Here is a 14,829-nt window from a genome sequence, read left to right on the forward strand (position 1 = left end):
ATCAAGGTACGCTTCATCCAGTGATAACGGCTCTATTTTGGTTGCATAATCAGCAAATATCTCGCGAATTTTACGCGATTCTTCCTGGTACACGGCCATGCGCCCCGGTATCAGTTTGAGTTCCGGACATAACTTTAATGCGTAAGCTGACGCCATGGCAGAACGAACGCCAAACTGACGAGCCTGATAGTTACAGGTGGCAATAACGCCACGCCGGTCTGAGCTGCCACCAATGGCAATGGGTACATGCTGTAGAGCCGGATTATCCCGCATTTCCACTGCAGCATAAAAGCAGTCCATATCCACATGAATTATTTTACGCACAACCGACATTCCAGCCTGAAGTAACCTAGCACCGGCACATATTAGCGCACAACTGTACATATATCCAGTTAACTGTAAAACACGTTGTTGTGGTTAATTTTCAGGCAATAGTGTATTACCTCTTCATTAGTGTGTAACATCGCAGTGTATTTTTACCACGCATTGATTATGAAACCGGAGTCCATCGGCATTATTGTGCCTTCGTCATTCTCGCAGTATGAGCCAGGCTGGTTTATCCCCGTACCGGCACTGGCAAATTACGTTCAATGCATTTGGACCCTGCCAGTCCAGCCAGCAGGCAGTGCAATCAACGCAGAAAAACTCTATCCTGATGCGGGCGCAAGCCTGATGTTTGAGTTTTCTGGTGATACGGTAATATGTCGCTTCTGCTTTAATACCCAAACGCTTCGGCATCAATGGTCGCCTGAGGCAGAACATCTGAGTATTCGTATAAAGCCTGGCGCTATTTGTGCGCTACTGGGTGTTCAGTTTCTTGATTTCGCGAACGCTTCACTGCCTTTGGATGAACACGATTTAGCAGGCATTAACAGATTATCAGACGAGTTACTCCCACAAAGTCATTGGCAGCGGGTTGAAACAGTACAAACCTGGCTGATAAACCGGCTTAGTCAGCGTCAGGCAGAGATAAACGCCGGACTCGTTACTGCGTTGTCTTCCATTAATACAGCGCCTGAGCAATATGCAAATAAACTCGGTATGTCGCGGCGCACACTGGAGCGACGCATGCGCTCGCAGTTGGGAGTTTCACCTAATCAAATGCTGGATTTCCGTCGAATCAGACTTGCTCGCGAACAATTGATATCGGGTACCCAATCGTTAGCCGATATCGCATTAACTACCGGATTTTACGACCAGGCTCACTTTACCAATCTATTTCGCGACGCCACCATGGAATCACCGGCGCAATATCGCCGCAGAAAATTGTCGCAAATTTCCAATACCCGAATTTAAGTATTGCCTACCCTCTTATTTAATTTTCTAATCAAGAGGAGCAACACATGACCGCTCATATCACACCAGATGAAGTTTTTGAACGGTGTCCCCGCATTACCCCCCACTTACTTGGCCTGGGAAAAGTGAGTAATAACGTTGAGGTGCCGACGTTAATCCAGCACTTGGTCAAACTCAGGGTATCCCAACTCAATCATTGCGGATTTTGTCAGGTAATGCACGCGGCTGAAGCCCGAGCCGATGGAGAGTCACAAGTGCGGCTGGACGTGCTGCCAGCCTGGCGAGAAGCGCCTTGCTTTAATGCAAAAGAGCAAGCAGCGCTGGCTTGGGCTGAAGCCGTCACACTGATTGCTGCACAACCTGACGTGTCGCTTGCTTTTTCGCAGTTGACGAGTCAGTTTAATAATCAGGCTATCGTAGAACTCACTACGGTAATACTGGAGATTAACAGCTGGAATCGCATTGCTGTTGGTTTTAATTTCACACCTGAAGTGGAGGGTGTCCATGCATCAGCCTAAGAACAAGAAACTCGTCGTTGCCAGCCTGTGTTTTCTATTTGGCAGTACGTTGTTTCTGCCCCAACTGGCTAATTTTGCCACCATTGGCGTGTATTTATTTATGTTGGGGTCGCTGCTCATGTTGATTGATACGCTAACGGCCAAAGCGTAGTGTTGCATTCACCAACATATTCGGATGCAAAGCCATTTTTTGGCTGATACTCTGTGCTTTTGAATGGTCAAAGGAAAAGTGATGAACAATAAACAAGATTGCTTTTGGGACAAACCGGGCCCCTCCTGGTTAATTATTGCCCTGATCCTGTATTCTGTTTTGTCCTTTTCCTTAGAAACCATTCCAGATTTACCTTCTGCGTTAGTGACATTTTTACATTACTCAGAATTTGTGGTTGTGTTGGTCTTTACGCTGGAGTACGCGACACGCGTATATAAAGCAAAGCATCCATTGCGCTTTGTCTTTAGCTTTTATGGTATCATCGACCTGCTCGCCATTTTGCCGTTTTATCTTATGCTGGCAATCGACCTGAGAGCTTTGCGATTGTTTCGCCTGCTGCGGCTTGCCCGCTTGTTAAAACTTACCCGATACAGCAATGCAATCAGACGTTTCAGTCAGGCATTGTACTCGGTAAAAGAAGAACTGGTGATATTCAGTTTTGCCAGCCTGATCATTCTGTTTTTGGCTTCTGTTGGCATTTATCATTTCGAACATGCCGCTCAGCCAGAGGTGTTCACTACGCTTTTTGACTGCATGTGGTGGGCAGCAGCAACCTTAACCACGGTCGGTTATGGCGATATTTACCCAGTAACTGTCGGCGGGAAATTGTTTACGTTTTTAGTGCTAATGCTGGGACTGGGTATGATTGCAGTGCCCACTGGGATCATTGCCACGGCGTTATCAACGGTTAGACAATCCGAGAAAAACTAGCGGATAAGTTCGTTCACTTACCCGCTGGTTAATAGCAATCTCAGATAATGCGATCTTTATCCCAGGCCTTCAGTTTTTCCTGGCGTAATGCCTCTTTTTCCTGACGGGCTTTCTTCCGGTCACACGGCTCAGGGCAATCGCAGGCTTTATCGATACCCAGTGCACCCAGGCCACCGCAACTGCCCGAAATAGTTTTCTTTTGAAGCAGGTAACCAATCGCCATGGCGACTACCATTACCAGAAAAAATACAAACGCTAATATAAACGTACTCATTCCTACTACTCTTCGTAAACCGTTACCAGCGATTCAAATGCCGGACTGCTGTATTCCACAAATCCAGTATCTTCACGCTTTACTATAAATACCGCCAGGTCGTTTTCTTCAGCTAATACGATAGCACTTTCCCATCCCATCACATTAAATGCCGTTGCCAGCCCATCCGCAGTCATTGAAGACGGGTGAATCACCGTAACCGAAACGGTATTGTGTTGTATGGGTCTGCCCGTGCGAGGATCAATCAAATGAGAGTACCGAACACCGTTTTGTTCGTAGTAGTTGCGGTAATCACCTGATGTTGCAATCGCGTTATCGCCAATTGAAATCACCTTTTGTACTGCGCGTTCGTTCGACACAGGCTTTTCGATAGCAATGAGCCATTCACCGCCACTGCCCTTACTGCCCTTGACGCGCATTTCGCCGCCAATCTCAACCAGGTAACTGTTGATCCCCTGCGACTCTAACAGGTCAGCCACCACATCTACACCATACCCTTTGGCAATAGTCGACAAGTCTACATACAACTGCGGATGCGCCTTTACCAATCCGTCCTCAACTACGGTCAGTTTGTCCAAACCTGTATAGGCTCTTACTTCGTCGACTTCCTGTTGGCTGGGAATCGTTTCCGGGCGCATGGTTGGGCCAAACCCCCACAAATTTACCAAGGGCCCTACTGTAACATCCAGTACACCATCACTTAATTCGCCTAATCTAATCGCTTCCAGTACTACCTTGCGGGTTTCCGGCGAAATCGCAAAGGGTTGCTCAAACCGATACTGATTAAAACGCGATAACTCCGACGTGGGGTCATAAGTCGACATGAGTTTATTTACATGAACTAGTCGCTCATCGATAAGCTGTTTTACTGCTTCTTTGTCGGCACTTTCCACTTTTGGAAATTTAACGTTATACGTCGTGCCCATAGTGTTGCCGTAAATGTGTTCTATTTCTACTGGTGGGTTCGAGCACGCCACCAACAAAAACACTAACAGGCCAATCATATACCTGAACTTATTCAAACTCGCCTCCGTGATTAGGTAGACTTGTGTATCTTTACTGCACCAATTACAAACATGATCTCTAAGTAAGTAAAAAAGGGGGCTGACTGCCCCCTTTTATTGCTGAACTTAGTATTAACCGCCGAAGTCATCCAACAGGATATTTTCGTCTTCAACACCTAACTCTTTCAGCATGTTGATTACGGCTGCGTTCATCATAGGTGGTCCACACATGTAGAACTCACAGTCTTCTGGCGCAGGGTGATCTTTCAGGTAGTTTTCCAGCAATACGTTGTGGATAAACCCTTTGTAACCATCCCAGTTGTCTTCTGGCTGTGGATCAGACAGAGCAACATACCAGTTAAAGTTGTCGTTTTCTTTGGCCAGCATATCGAAATCTTCTACGTAGAACATTTCGCGCAGTGAACGGGCACCGTACCAGAAGCTGATCTTACGATCAGTTTTAATACGACGCAGCTGGTCAAAAATATGCGAACGCATTGGCGCCATACCAGCACCACCACCAATGAAGACCATTTCGGCATTTGTTTCTTTAGCGAAGAACTCACCAAATGGACCAGAGATTGTCGCTTTGTCGCCCTTTTTAAGGCTCCAAATGTACGATGACATTTTACCAGCCGGCAGAGTAAGGTTATTAGGCGGCGGCGTAGCAATACGCACGTTCAGCATAATAATCCCTTCTTCTTCCGGGTAGTTTGCCATTGAGTAAGCGCGAATGGTTTCTTCATCTACTTTAGATTCGATGTTAAAGAAGCCAAAACGCTCCCAGTCGCCACGGTATTTCTCTGGGATATCAAAATCCTTGTACTTAACGTGGTGAGCAGGCGCTTCGATTTGAATGTAACCGCCCGCACGGAACGGTACGCTTTCGCCATTTGGAATCTTAAGCTTCAGCTCTTTAATAAAGGTGGCTTTGTTGTCGTTAGAAATAACTTCACAATCCCACTTCTTAATACCAAAGATTTCTTCTTCCAGCTCAATTTCCATGTCTTGCTTAACAGATACCTGGCAAGACAGACGGCAACCTTCACGTGCTTCACGCTTAGTGATGTGATCAAGCTCAGTTGGCAGGATTTCGCCGCCACCAGAGTGAATTTCCACACGGCACTGACCGCATGAACCACCACCACCACAGGCTGACGATACGAAGATACCCGCATTCGCCAGTGCACCAAGTAGCTTGCCACCTGGTGCAGTAGTAATGGCTTTGTTTGGATCGCCATTGATTAAAATCCTTACATCGCCAGTAGGTACCAGTTTGGATTTTGCAAACAGGATCACAAACACCAGCGCAAGAACGATTACAATGAACATTCCAACGCCAAGAAAAATTTCGATTTGATTCATAATTTCTACTCCTTAGCGTTAATTACAGCTGAACGCCAGTGAAGGACTGGAAGCCCAGTGCCATCAGGCCAGCAATCATGAACACAGAACCCAGGCCGCGGATACCGTTTGGCATATCAGCGTACTTCAGCTTTTCACGCACTGCTGCAAGCAATACGATAGCCAGAGCCCAACCCATACCACTACCGATACCGTATACAATACTCTCTGTGAAGTTGTATTCACGTTGTACTGCAAACGACACGCCACCGAAGATGGCGCAGTTAACGGTAATCAGAGGCAGGAAGATACCCAGTGCGTTGTAAAGCGCCGGGAAGAACTTATCCAGGCTCATTTCCAGAATCTGTACCAGTGCTGCAATTACACCGATAAAGGTAAGGAAGTTCAGGAAGCTCAGGTCGGCATCAGGGAAACCGGCCCACGCCAACGCGCCTGGAGCAAGGATGTTTACGTAGATGATTTGGTTAGCAGGTACAGAAATACCCAGTACCACGACTACGGCAATACCCAGACCCATGGCCGTTTTAACTTTCTTTGATACCGCCAGGAACGTACACATCCCCAGGAACAAAGACAGCGCCATGTTTTCGATAAAGATCGAGCGAACAAATAATGATAAATAATGTTCCACAAATTACTCCTTAGGCTCGACTTGATCCGGACGGAAGGTACGCAGTACCCAGATCAGACCGCCGATCAGGAAGAATGAACTGAATGGCAGGATTAACAGACCATTCGCTTGATACCAGCCGCCGTTCTGAACCAGAGGCAGGATTTCAAAGCCAAGGATAGTACCGAAACCGAACAACTCTTTAATGATACCAACAATGATCAGCACACATGAGTAGCCCAAGCCATTACCAATACCGTCCAGGAAGCTCATCAGAGGTGGACTCTTCATGGCGTATGCTTCCGCACGGCCCATTACGATACAGTTGGTGATAATCAATCCAACGAATACCGACAGCTGTTTGGAGATCTCGTATGAGTACGCCTTCAGAATTTGGTCAACAACGATTACCAGCGAGGCGATAATGGTCATCTGAATGATGATACGCACACTGCTGGGGATCTGATTTCGAATAATCGAAATAAACAGGTTTGAAAACGCGGTAACGCTGGTCAGTGCCAGTGACATTACCAGTGCCGTTTCCAGCTTGGTAGTAATTGCCAGTGCAGAACAAATACCCAGGATTTGTAATGCAATTGGGTTACTGTCTAAGATCGGTCCAAAGAGGACCTTTTTCATTTCTTTAGAATCAGCCATGATAATAACCCCTTACGAACGCCAGGCTTGTTTTTTCAGGAAAGGACCAAAGCCGTTGTCACCTACCCAGTACTGAACCGTGTTGTTCACACCGTTACTGGTTAAGGTTGCACCAGATAGTGCATCAACCGCATATGGGTTTTCGTCGCCAGCGGCTTTTTTCACTTCAATGGCTACTTCGCCATCTTTGTATAGCTGCTTGCCGTCCCACTTAGCCTGCCAAGCCGGGTTTTGTACTTCACCACCCAGTCCTGGCGTTTCTTTTTGCTGATAGTAAATCAGTTCACGTACTGTTTCGCCGTCTGCATCCAGTGCCAGGAAACCGTACATCAGATCCCACAAACCACTGCCATGCACTGGCAGAATTACACGGGTAACAGCACCAGCAGTGTCGTGAACCAGATAAACAGGCGCAACGTCAGCGCGACGCTGAAAACCAACATTACCTTCAACTTTAACGCTGGTTGAAGGCTCTTTGGCGGCCTTGTACATATCGTAGTCTGCCGATGGCGCGTCTACGAATTCACCACTGCTCAGGTCAACGAATTTTTGCTCTACAAACTTACTGTAGGTGCCCTGAATGTCGCCGTTTGCTTCGCTCAGCAGACCCGCAGCCTGCAGAATGTTAGACATCTGGTCTTTCTTAGCATTGCTTTGCTGAATGTCACGCAGACCTACAGCTGCGCCCGATACAATGATTGAGCACACTAAACACACTGCCAGAACAACGCCGACTGTTTTTCCAAAAGTTTCTTTTTTAGCCGACACGAGCTATCCTCCGCTTGATATTGCTTTGAGCGACAAAGTAGTCGAACAGGGGTGCCCACAGGTTAGCAAACAGAATTGCCAACATTACACCTTCAGGGAACGCAGGGTTCAGTACGCGAATCAGTACGGTCATAAAGCCGATAAAGAAACCGTATGCCCATTTGCCCTGGTTCGTAAATGACGCAGACACTGGGTCGGTTGCCATAAAGAACATACCAAAGGCCAGACCACCCACTACAAAGTGCCAGTGTGCTGGCATAGCAAACATTGGGTTCGTGTCGCTACCAATCAGATTAAGCAGTGTGGCGAAGAAGGCCACGCCTAACGCTACGCCCGCTACGATGCGCCAACTGGCGATTCGCATATAGATGATGAACAGACCACCCAGCATAATTGCCAGTGCAGACACTTCACCCGCAGAACCAGGGATAAGACCCAGGAAGTGGTTCATCCACAAGTCTGAGTTGCTGTAATCCAGTCCACCGTTTGCGCCCTGGCTCAGAGACGTGGCACCAGAATAACCGTCAGCGGCTACCCAAACGCGGTCACCCGAGATTTGTGCAGGATAAGCAAAGTACAGGAATGCACGGCCAGATAGAGCTGGGTTAAGGAAGTTACGGCCAGTACCGCCAAAGATTTCCTTCGCGATTACCACACCAAACGTAATACCCAGCGCAACCTGCCACAATGGAATAGTAGCTGGTAGCGTTAATGCAAACAGTACAGACGTTACGAAGAAGCCTTCGTTCACTTCGTGCTTACGTACTGACGCAAACAAGACTTCCCAGAAACCACCCACGATGAAAGTCACCGCGTAAATTGGCAGCCAGAAGCACGCGCCGTAGAACATCAGGCCCAGTGTGCCTGCGTTGGTAATGTCGCCGCCTAATGCCGTAAACAGGCCTGCCTGCCACGTATCAGGTAAGGTACCCGCGCCCGCAGCAATTGCGTCCTGCGCCTGGAAACCAATGTTGTACATACCAAAGAACATAGCTGGGAATGTTGCCATCCACACCATGATCATGATGCGTTTTAAGTCGATACTGTCACGTACGTGAGTACCCACTTTGTTTACTTTACCCGGGGTATAGAAGATGGTCGCAGCGGCTTCATACAGCGCGTACCACTTTTCGTATTTACCACCTGGTTCGAAGTTCGGTTCGATCTTCTCTAAATACGCTTTTAAGCCCATGAATTAACCCTCTTTCTCGATAGTGGCCAAACATTTGCGCAGAATCGGACCGTAAGTGTATTTGCCTGGGCACACATAGGTACACAACGCCAAATCTTCTTCGTCCAATTCCAGACAACCCAACGTCTGAGCACTGTCTGTATCACCAGAAATCAAATCACGCAGTAACAGCGTGGGAAGGATATCCAGAGGCATAACGCGTTCGTAATTACCAATTGGTACCATGGAGCGTTCTGAACCGTTTGTGGTTGTTGTCATATCAAACTGCTTGCTACCACTGAAGTGACCAGTGTAAGCACGCGTGATTGAGTGTTTGTCAGAACCTGGAGTAATCCAGCCAAACAGTACCTTTTCACGGCCTTCTTTCAGCAACGAAACCTGAGTGTGGAAACGTCCAAGGAAACCGTAAACACCTTGTGCGGTAGTACCATTCAGTACTGAACCAGACACGATGCGAACTTCACCGTCGGCAACTTCACCAGCAGTAAGTTCAGCCAGATCAGCACCTATTACAGTGCGAACCAAGCGAGGATTTTTAGCCGCAGGACCGCCTAGCGCAACAACACGGCTGTTGTCTAACTCGCCAGACGTAATTGTTGCACCAATGGCAATAACGTCCTGGTAGTTAACAGACCATACTGTTTTCTTAGCGCCTACCGGATCAAGGTAGTGAATGTGCGTACCAGCCAGACCGGCTGGGTGCGGGCCGTCAAATTCAGCTACATCGGTACCGCTGTCACCAGCCGATACTGTGCTGCCTGCCTTCTTGCACACACACACTGTGCGGCCAGATAGCACTTTCAGTGCTTTTAATCCGTTTGCGAAGTCGTCCTGACGTTCAGCAATAACAACCGCCGGGTCGGCAGCTAATGGATTGGTATCAATAGCGGTAACAAAGATAGAACTTGGCGTTGAACCAAGCTTTGGTGATTTACTGAAAGGACGCGTGCGCAATGCTGACCACAAACCGCTGTCGTTTAACAGCTGTTCAATGGTTTCACGGCTACTGCCAGCAATCTTATCAGCAGCAATAGCAGTGAAAGCTTCTGCTTCATTGCCTTCCGCTTTAACCACAACAGATTGCAGAACTCGTTTAGCACCACGGTTTACTTCTACCACTTCACCTGCAACCGGAGCAGTGAATTTCACACCAGGATTTTTCTTATCTTCGAAAAGAACCTGGCCTTTTTTCACCTTATCTCCAACCTGCACGTGCATGGTAGGACGCATACCCACATATTCTTCTCCCAGAATGGCAGCACGCGTCACAGACAGTCCATCCTGGATCTGTTGTGTCGGCGCTCCCGATATAGGGAGGTCGAGACCTTTTTTGATTTTTATCATACGTAATCGCACTACTCTAATAGAAATACCCTTTTGAATAGACAGTATCTTTACCGGAGAAGTAAAAATACGATTCAAAAACGTACTATGCTCACCCTACTGTGCTATTGAAGGTCGTAACAAACCCTCAAAGCTCTTGTTTACTTCGCAATCAAGCTGATCTTTTATAGTTAGAATTTGCCAGTGTTAACAATTTTATTGTTGTTATTAGCGCATGGTTTTAACGCCTGTTAACTAGGCGAACGAGAAGATCTGAAAAGCTCCTCTACTTAATTTCGGAATTTTAGCATCATCCTTACAAGTTGCGCTACGCAATTCGCAGATTATGCACTATTTTTATCGGATTAAACTGTACAATCAACCTACCACCTTGGTCGTAAATTAAACCACACGGTCAAACTTCCGGCAAAATCACGGCAATTCCAGCATAAAGCAAACAAATAAGCCGTCATAAAGACGGCTTATATTAGTTATACAATGGTTTTACCAATTTACCATCGGATCGACATCGGCATCGTAATCCACACCGTTAACGTCAAAACCAAATAATCGCAGGAATTCATGGTGGTACCCGGCGTAGTCACTCAACTCATGGAAGTTGTCCTGAGTTACCTGATCCCACAGCCCTTTGATCACAGCCTGTGTAGCATCATTCGTTTCCTTGCCATCCATGCGGTAACGGTTTTGCGCATCCAGCACAGGCTCACTGCCGTACAGGCAGTCTTTGTACAAACCAGCGATTTGCTCAATACAGCCTTCATGTGTGCCTTCGTTTTTCATCACGCGATACAGCAAAGAGATGTACAGCGGCATAACCGGAATGGCAGAACTGGCTTGCGTTACCAGTGCTTTTAACGACGATACATGCGCCTCTGCTTTCAGTGCCGATAACTTGCTATTGATTGCACTCGCTGCGCGATCCAGATCTTCTTTCGCTTTACCAATGGTTGCCTGACCGTAAATGGGCCAGGTGAGCTCTTTACCAATGTAAGTGTATGCTGTGGTTTTACAGCCTTCCGCCAATACACCGGCTTCAGCCAGCGCGTCCAGCCACAATTCCCAGTCTTCACCACCCATTACCTTAACGGTATTAAAGATTTCCTCTTCATTGGCTGGTTCAAGGCTCACATCGTGAACCAGATCTTTGTCGGTATCATAGGTTTTAGTGGTGTATGCCTGACCCACAGGTTTCAGCGTAGACTTATATACTTCGCCGCTTACCGGGTCGGTACGACGAGGTGCCGCCAAACTGTAGATCACTAAATCCACCTGACCTAAGTCAGCTTTGATTTTGTCGATCACTTCCTGCTTCATGTCTGCAGAAAACGCATCGCCATTAAGGGTTTCAGCATATAAGCCAGCTGCTTTTGCTTTGTTGTGAAAAGCGGCGGTGTTGTACCAGCCCGCTGTACCGGTTTTGCGATCGCTGGGTTCTTTTTCGAAACACACGCCCAGCGTTGCCGCACCATAGCCAAATGCCGAAGTAATACGCGACGCCAGACCATATCCGGTAGAACAACCCAGAACCAGTACCTTTTTAGGCCCCTGACCTAAGTCGCCAAGCCCTTGAATATAATCGATTTGTTCTGACACAACTGCTGCACAACCCACTGGATGCGCATTTGTACAAATAAAGCCACGTATTTTGGGCTGAATAACCATAGTCACACTATCCTTTATAATTTTAGCGCGTATTGTAATAAACCACCGGATGATAACAACTCTGAGCAGCTATCACCCGGTTTATATAACAATCTGATTAGCGATTGTTGTAATACGCTTGTTCTGACATGCCGTGGAATTTTTTCGCGCCGGCAAAGAAAGACTGGTAAGCATCGTAAATGCGTTTGAAGTCCGGATCAGCTTCCGCCTGCTCTGCCATCACCTTGGCAGACGCATTGCGCAGTGCCTCAAGCACATCCTGTGGTAATTCGCGTACCGTTACACCATGTTCGTTAATGAGTTTGTTCATGGCAGCATTATTGCGCGCCGTGTATTCGTCGAGCATGTCCTGGTTAGCCGCGCGCATGGCTACTTTTACAATGGCTTGTAAATCAGCAGGCAAACTGTTCAGCGCCTGCTCGTTCACCAGAAACTCTAATTGGGTACCCGGCTCGTGCCAACCGCTGGTGTAATAGTAATCGGCAGCCCGGAATAACCCAAAGGCCAGATCGTTGTAAGGGCCCACCCATTCAGTGGCATCAATGGCACCGGTTTGCAATGACGTAAAAATTTCACCACCGGTTAGTGTTACAGGAATGCCGCCCACGGCTTTGAGCACTTCACCGCCCAGGCCGGGAATACGCATTTTCAGCCCCTGAAAATCCTGCAAGCTGTTAATTTCTTTTTTAAACCAACCCGCCATTTGCACGCCGGTATTGCCACCGGCAAACGGCACTACCCCAAACGGTTTATACAGCTCCTGCCACAATTCCAAACCGCCACCGTAGTGTAACCAGCCATTCATTTCCTGGGCATTCATACCAAACGGAATCGCCGAAAATATTGGCGCAGCAGGCATTTTGCCCTTCCAGTAATAGGCGCCGGCATGCCCCATTTGCGCTGTGCCCTGCGCAACGGCGTCAAACACTTCAAAACCAGGCACCAGTTCACCGGCACCAAATACTTTTACGGTTAAGCGGCCACCCGACATTTCATTCACGTACCCGGCAAAGGTTTCCGGTGCCTGGCCTAACCCCGGAAAATTCTTCGGCCACGAGGTAACTAACTTCCATTCATAGGTTTGTTGCGGCGCAGCCTGCGCCGCGCTGGTATCTGACTTGGCGTTGTCCTGGCAACCGCTCAGGCCTAACGCCATGCCCAGTCCCAGTGCTGCCAATAATATTTTTTTCATTGTTTTATCCTTAGCTGTAGAGCGTTTCAGGCAACCAGGTGGCCAGCTCAGGCCAAATGGCTAACCCTATTAATAGCACAATCTGAATAATGATGAAGGGAACAACACCACGATAGATATCAGACGTTAGTATGGCAGGCGGCGCGACCCCACGCAGATAAAACAATGCAAAACCAAATGGCGGGGTTAAAAATGAGGTTTGCAGGTTGAGCGCCAGCATGATCCCCAGCCATACAGGATCGACGCCCATCGCAAGCAGAACCGGCGCGACAATCGGCACCACTACAAACGTGATCTCAATAAAATCCAGAATAAAGCCCAGCGCGAACACCACCAGCATCACCACAAACATGGCGCCAAACACGCCACCCGGCAATTCAGTAAGGAAACCATGGATCAACTCTTCGCCACCAAAACCACGGAATACCAGTGAAAATACCGATGCGCCAATCAGGATCATAAACACCATGGCTGTCATTCGCGTGGTATCCATAGTGACGACTTTTAACTGCGCCAACGACAGTTGTTTCTTAAAGGCTGCCAGGATGATAGCGCCCGCTGCGCCAACACCCGCCGCTTCGGTGGGGGTGGCAAAGCCGCCCAAAATTGCCCCCAATACCACTACTATCAGCATTAATGGCGGAATTAATGCCGCCAGCAAGCTCTGTGATTGTTCAGACTGCCCTTGCGCTTCTGCTTTATCGTCACTGACTTCGTTTCCTGACTGACCCGACTTCATGCCCACAATCATTACGTAAATTAAGTACAGCACTACCAGCAATAAGCCCGGCACTATGGCCCCGACGAACAGATCACCCACCGATACGGAGTCTGGCGAAAAGATCCCCATGGATAATTGTGCTTTCTGATACGCACTCGACAACACGTCGCCTAGCAGAATAAGTGCAATCGACGGGGGTATGATTTGCCCAAGTGTACCCGTTGCGCAAATAGCGCCGGTTGCGAAGGCCGGTGAATAACCGCGCTTGAGCATGGAAGGCAGCGACAATAACCCCATGGTAACTACCGTTGCACCCACAATACCGGTACTCGCGGCCAGTAGCATACCCACCAGCACCACCGACACTGCCATACCGCTGCGGTATTTACCCAGCAATAATGCCATAGCCACCAGCAGCGACTCAGCTACTTTAGACTTTTCCAGCATCACCCCCATAAAAACAAACAGGGGAACGGCAATCAGGGTTTCGTTCGACACAATACCAAACAGGCGGTTTGGCATGGCTGTGAGGTAAGATGCATCAAATCCGCCGGCAACAGAGCCAATGGCGGCAAAAATCAGCGATACCCCAGCAAGCGTAAGCGCCACCGGATAACCCAATAACAACACTGCACATACGCAGGCAAACAGAACTAATGCCAGCCATTCCATGCTATTCGGCCTCCTTGCTACAGCGCCAGCCAATAAAGCTTCGGCACAACTCACTGATCCCCTGTAATAACAAAATACCAATGCCGATTGGGATCAGGGACTTCAGCACAAACACCAGCGGTAAGCCCCCTGGTTCCTTGGACGATTCTAACAACGCCCATGAGTCAGCCGCATAGGGCACTGAGTAATACAGTAAAAAACAACACACAGGAATGAGCAGTACCAGCGTTCCCCAGAAATTTACCCGGGCTTGTTGGCGTTCAGAGAAGCGGCGATAAAATACATCTACCCGCACATGTCCGTCGCACTGCAAGGTATAACCGAGTGCCAGTAAAAACACCGCAGCATGCAGGTAAGTAACTGACTCCTGTAGTGCAATCCAGCCCAACTGAAAACCATATCGGAATATAACAATAAGCAGCATTACCGCCACCATTACCAGCGACAGTGCACTGCAGAGCACACAAATACGGCGGCTGAAAGTATCGATTGCCCGAATGACGGGCTCAAGCGGTGTGGAAGAAATGGCCATAACGAATAATCACGCAACAATTGAAAAAAACTTGTTAATAGTGGGCTAGACTAAAGCTATTTGGCTGCTTTGCCAACGGCTTATGGCAAGTCGCGTGGAT

16 protein-coding genes and 1 pseudogene are annotated in these 14,829 nt (G+C 48.1%); 4 read left to right on the forward strand and 13 right to left on the reverse strand.

From position 1 onward, the window contains the following. Positions 1-324: pseudogene (locus ACLR2L_RS02765) on the reverse strand (DNA polymerase IV); the annotation flags it as partial. A 168-nt stretch (positions 325-492) separates the two neighbouring features. Between ACLR2L_RS02765 and ACLR2L_RS02770 the strand changes: the two are divergent. From ACLR2L_RS02770 to ACLR2L_RS02785, 4 genes are all read left to right on the forward strand, one after another. After that, entirely contained in the window at positions 493-1,296 is an 804-nt protein-coding gene (locus tag ACLR2L_RS02770) for a helix-turn-helix domain-containing protein (RefSeq protein ID WP_413365494.1), read from the forward strand. 47 nt (positions 1,297-1,343) lie between these two features. Then, positions 1,344-1,814 carry a carboxymuconolactone decarboxylase family protein gene (locus ACLR2L_RS02775; protein ID WP_413365496.1) on the forward strand — a complete coding sequence of 157 codons (471 nt, stop codon included), beginning with the start codon at positions 1,344-1,346 and terminating at the stop codon, positions 1,812-1,814. Beyond that, positions 1,801-1,965: a YrhK family protein gene (locus tag ACLR2L_RS02780; protein ID WP_413365498.1), complete on the forward strand. Its 165-nt coding sequence runs from the start codon at positions 1,801-1,803 to the stop codon at positions 1,963-1,965. The genes ACLR2L_RS02775 and ACLR2L_RS02780 overlap by 14 nt, the downstream gene beginning before the upstream one ends. Positions 1,966-2,046: 81 nt before the next feature. Further along, on the forward strand, positions 2,047-2,736 hold the full coding sequence (locus ACLR2L_RS02785; protein WP_413365500.1) for an ion transporter: 690 nt from the start codon (positions 2,047-2,049) through the stop codon (positions 2,734-2,736). 40 nt (positions 2,737-2,776) lie between these two features. Here ACLR2L_RS02785 and nqrM read toward each other — a convergent pair whose 3' ends face one another. The 12 genes from nqrM to ACLR2L_RS02845 all read right to left on the reverse strand — a co-directional run bounded on the left by nqrM (position 2,777) and on the right by ACLR2L_RS02845 (position 14,729). Next, positions 2,777-3,010, reverse strand: coding sequence for a (Na+)-NQR maturation NqrM (gene nqrM / locus ACLR2L_RS02790; protein WP_140959500.1), 234 nt, complete (start codon positions 3,008-3,010; stop codon positions 2,777-2,779). 5 nt (positions 3,011-3,015) lie between these two features. Beyond that, a complete protein-coding gene (locus ACLR2L_RS02795; protein ID WP_140959636.1) occupies positions 3,016-4,014 on the reverse strand; it encodes an FAD:protein FMN transferase in 999 nt (332 codons plus the stop codon). 132 nt (positions 4,015-4,146) lie between these two features. Continuing rightward, the gene (gene nqrF / locus ACLR2L_RS02800) at positions 4,147-5,379 is read right to left on the reverse strand and encodes an NADH:ubiquinone reductase (Na(+)-transporting) subunit F (RefSeq protein WP_140959502.1); all 1,233 of its coding nucleotides are present in this window, start codon (positions 5,377-5,379) and stop codon (positions 4,147-4,149) included. Positions 5,380-5,401: 22 nt separating this feature from the next. Beyond that, positions 5,402-6,010: an NADH:ubiquinone reductase (Na(+)-transporting) subunit E gene (nqrE, locus tag ACLR2L_RS02805; RefSeq protein ID WP_140959504.1), complete on the reverse strand. Its 609-nt coding sequence runs from the start codon at positions 6,008-6,010 to the stop codon at positions 5,402-5,404. A gap of 3 nt (positions 6,011-6,013) precedes the next feature. Next, entirely contained in the window at positions 6,014-6,646 is a 633-nt protein-coding gene (locus ACLR2L_RS02810; RefSeq protein WP_140959506.1) for an NADH:ubiquinone reductase (Na(+)-transporting) subunit D, read from the reverse strand. A 12-nt stretch (positions 6,647-6,658) separates the two neighbouring features. Next, complete coding sequence (locus ACLR2L_RS02815) at positions 6,659-7,414, reverse strand: Na(+)-translocating NADH-quinone reductase subunit C (protein ID WP_413365504.1); 756 nt, start codon at positions 7,412-7,414, stop codon at positions 6,659-6,661. Next, positions 7,404-8,606 (reverse strand): NADH:ubiquinone reductase (Na(+)-transporting) subunit B, encoded by a 1,203-nt coding sequence (locus ACLR2L_RS02820; protein ID WP_140959510.1) that lies wholly within the window; start codon positions 8,604-8,606, stop codon positions 7,404-7,406. The genes ACLR2L_RS02815 and ACLR2L_RS02820 overlap by 11 nt, the downstream gene beginning before the upstream one ends. A 3-nt stretch (positions 8,607-8,609) precedes the next feature. Beyond that, on the reverse strand, positions 8,610-9,950 hold the full coding sequence (locus ACLR2L_RS02825; protein ID WP_413365506.1) for a Na(+)-translocating NADH-quinone reductase subunit A: 1,341 nt from the start codon (positions 9,948-9,950) through the stop codon (positions 8,610-8,612). A gap of 483 nt (positions 9,951-10,433) precedes the next feature. Continuing rightward, entirely contained in the window at positions 10,434-11,612 is a 1,179-nt protein-coding gene (fabV, locus tag ACLR2L_RS02830) for an enoyl-ACP reductase FabV (protein WP_413365508.1), read from the reverse strand. A 97-nt stretch (positions 11,613-11,709) separates the two neighbouring features. Next, positions 11,710-12,804, reverse strand: a complete 1,095-nt coding sequence (locus ACLR2L_RS02835; RefSeq protein ID WP_413365510.1) for a TRAP transporter substrate-binding protein — start codon at positions 12,802-12,804, stop codon at positions 11,710-11,712. 10 nt (positions 12,805-12,814) lie between these two features. Next, the gene (locus ACLR2L_RS02840) at positions 12,815-14,197 is read right to left on the reverse strand and encodes a TRAP transporter large permease (protein WP_413365512.1); all 1,383 of its coding nucleotides are present in this window, start codon (positions 14,195-14,197) and stop codon (positions 12,815-12,817) included. Between the two features lies 1 nt (position 14,198). Continuing rightward, the gene (locus ACLR2L_RS02845; protein ID WP_413365514.1) at positions 14,199-14,729 is read right to left on the reverse strand and encodes a TRAP transporter small permease subunit; all 531 of its coding nucleotides are present in this window, start codon (positions 14,727-14,729) and stop codon (positions 14,199-14,201) included. Between the last annotated feature and the right edge of the window lie 100 nt (positions 14,730-14,829).

Origin of the sequence: Alteromonas sp. AMM-1 (assembly GCF_047290655.1) — a bacterium.
Taxonomy (GTDB): Bacteria; Pseudomonadota; Gammaproteobacteria; order Enterobacterales; family Alteromonadaceae; genus Alteromonas; species Alteromonas mangrovi.

Coding starts and splice junctions, on each gene's coding strand:
- ACLR2L_RS02825 (WP_413365506.1), bottom strand. CDS start 9,950: ATGATAAAAATCAAAAAAGGTCTCGACCTCCCTATATCGGGAGCGCCG.
- nqrF (WP_140959502.1), bottom strand. CDS start 5,379: ATGAATCAAATCGAAATTTTTCTTGGCGTTGGAATGTTCATTGTAATC.
- ACLR2L_RS02780 (WP_413365498.1), top strand. CDS start 1,801: ATGCATCAGCCTAAGAACAAGAAACTCGTCGTTGCCAGCCTGTGTTTT.
- ACLR2L_RS02820 (WP_140959510.1), bottom strand. CDS start 8,606: ATGGGCTTAAAAGCGTATTTAGAGAAGATCGAACCGAACTTCGAACCA.
- ACLR2L_RS02840 (WP_413365512.1), bottom strand. CDS start 14,197: ATGGAATGGCTGGCATTAGTTCTGTTTGCCTGCGTATGTGCAGTGTTG.
- ACLR2L_RS02835 (WP_413365510.1), bottom strand. CDS start 12,804: ATGAAAAAAATATTATTGGCAGCACTGGGACTGGGCATGGCGTTAGGC.
- ACLR2L_RS02775 (WP_413365496.1), top strand. CDS start 1,344: ATGACCGCTCATATCACACCAGATGAAGTTTTTGAACGGTGTCCCCGC.
- ACLR2L_RS02795 (WP_140959636.1), bottom strand. CDS start 4,014: ATGATTGGCCTGTTAGTGTTTTTGTTGGTGGCGTGCTCGAACCCACCA.
- ACLR2L_RS02845 (WP_413365514.1), bottom strand. CDS start 14,729: ATGGCCATTTCTTCCACACCGCTTGAGCCCGTCATTCGGGCAATCGAT.
- ACLR2L_RS02770 (WP_413365494.1), top strand. CDS start 493: ATGAAACCGGAGTCCATCGGCATTATTGTGCCTTCGTCATTCTCGCAG.
- nqrM (WP_140959500.1), bottom strand. CDS start 3,010: ATGAGTACGTTTATATTAGCGTTTGTATTTTTTCTGGTAATGGTAGTC.
- ACLR2L_RS02785 (WP_413365500.1), top strand. CDS start 2,047: ATGAACAATAAACAAGATTGCTTTTGGGACAAACCGGGCCCCTCCTGG.
- ACLR2L_RS02810 (WP_140959506.1), bottom strand. CDS start 6,646: ATGGCTGATTCTAAAGAAATGAAAAAGGTCCTCTTTGGACCGATCTTA.
- fabV (WP_413365508.1), bottom strand. CDS start 11,612: ATGGTTATTCAGCCCAAAATACGTGGCTTTATTTGTACAAATGCGCAT.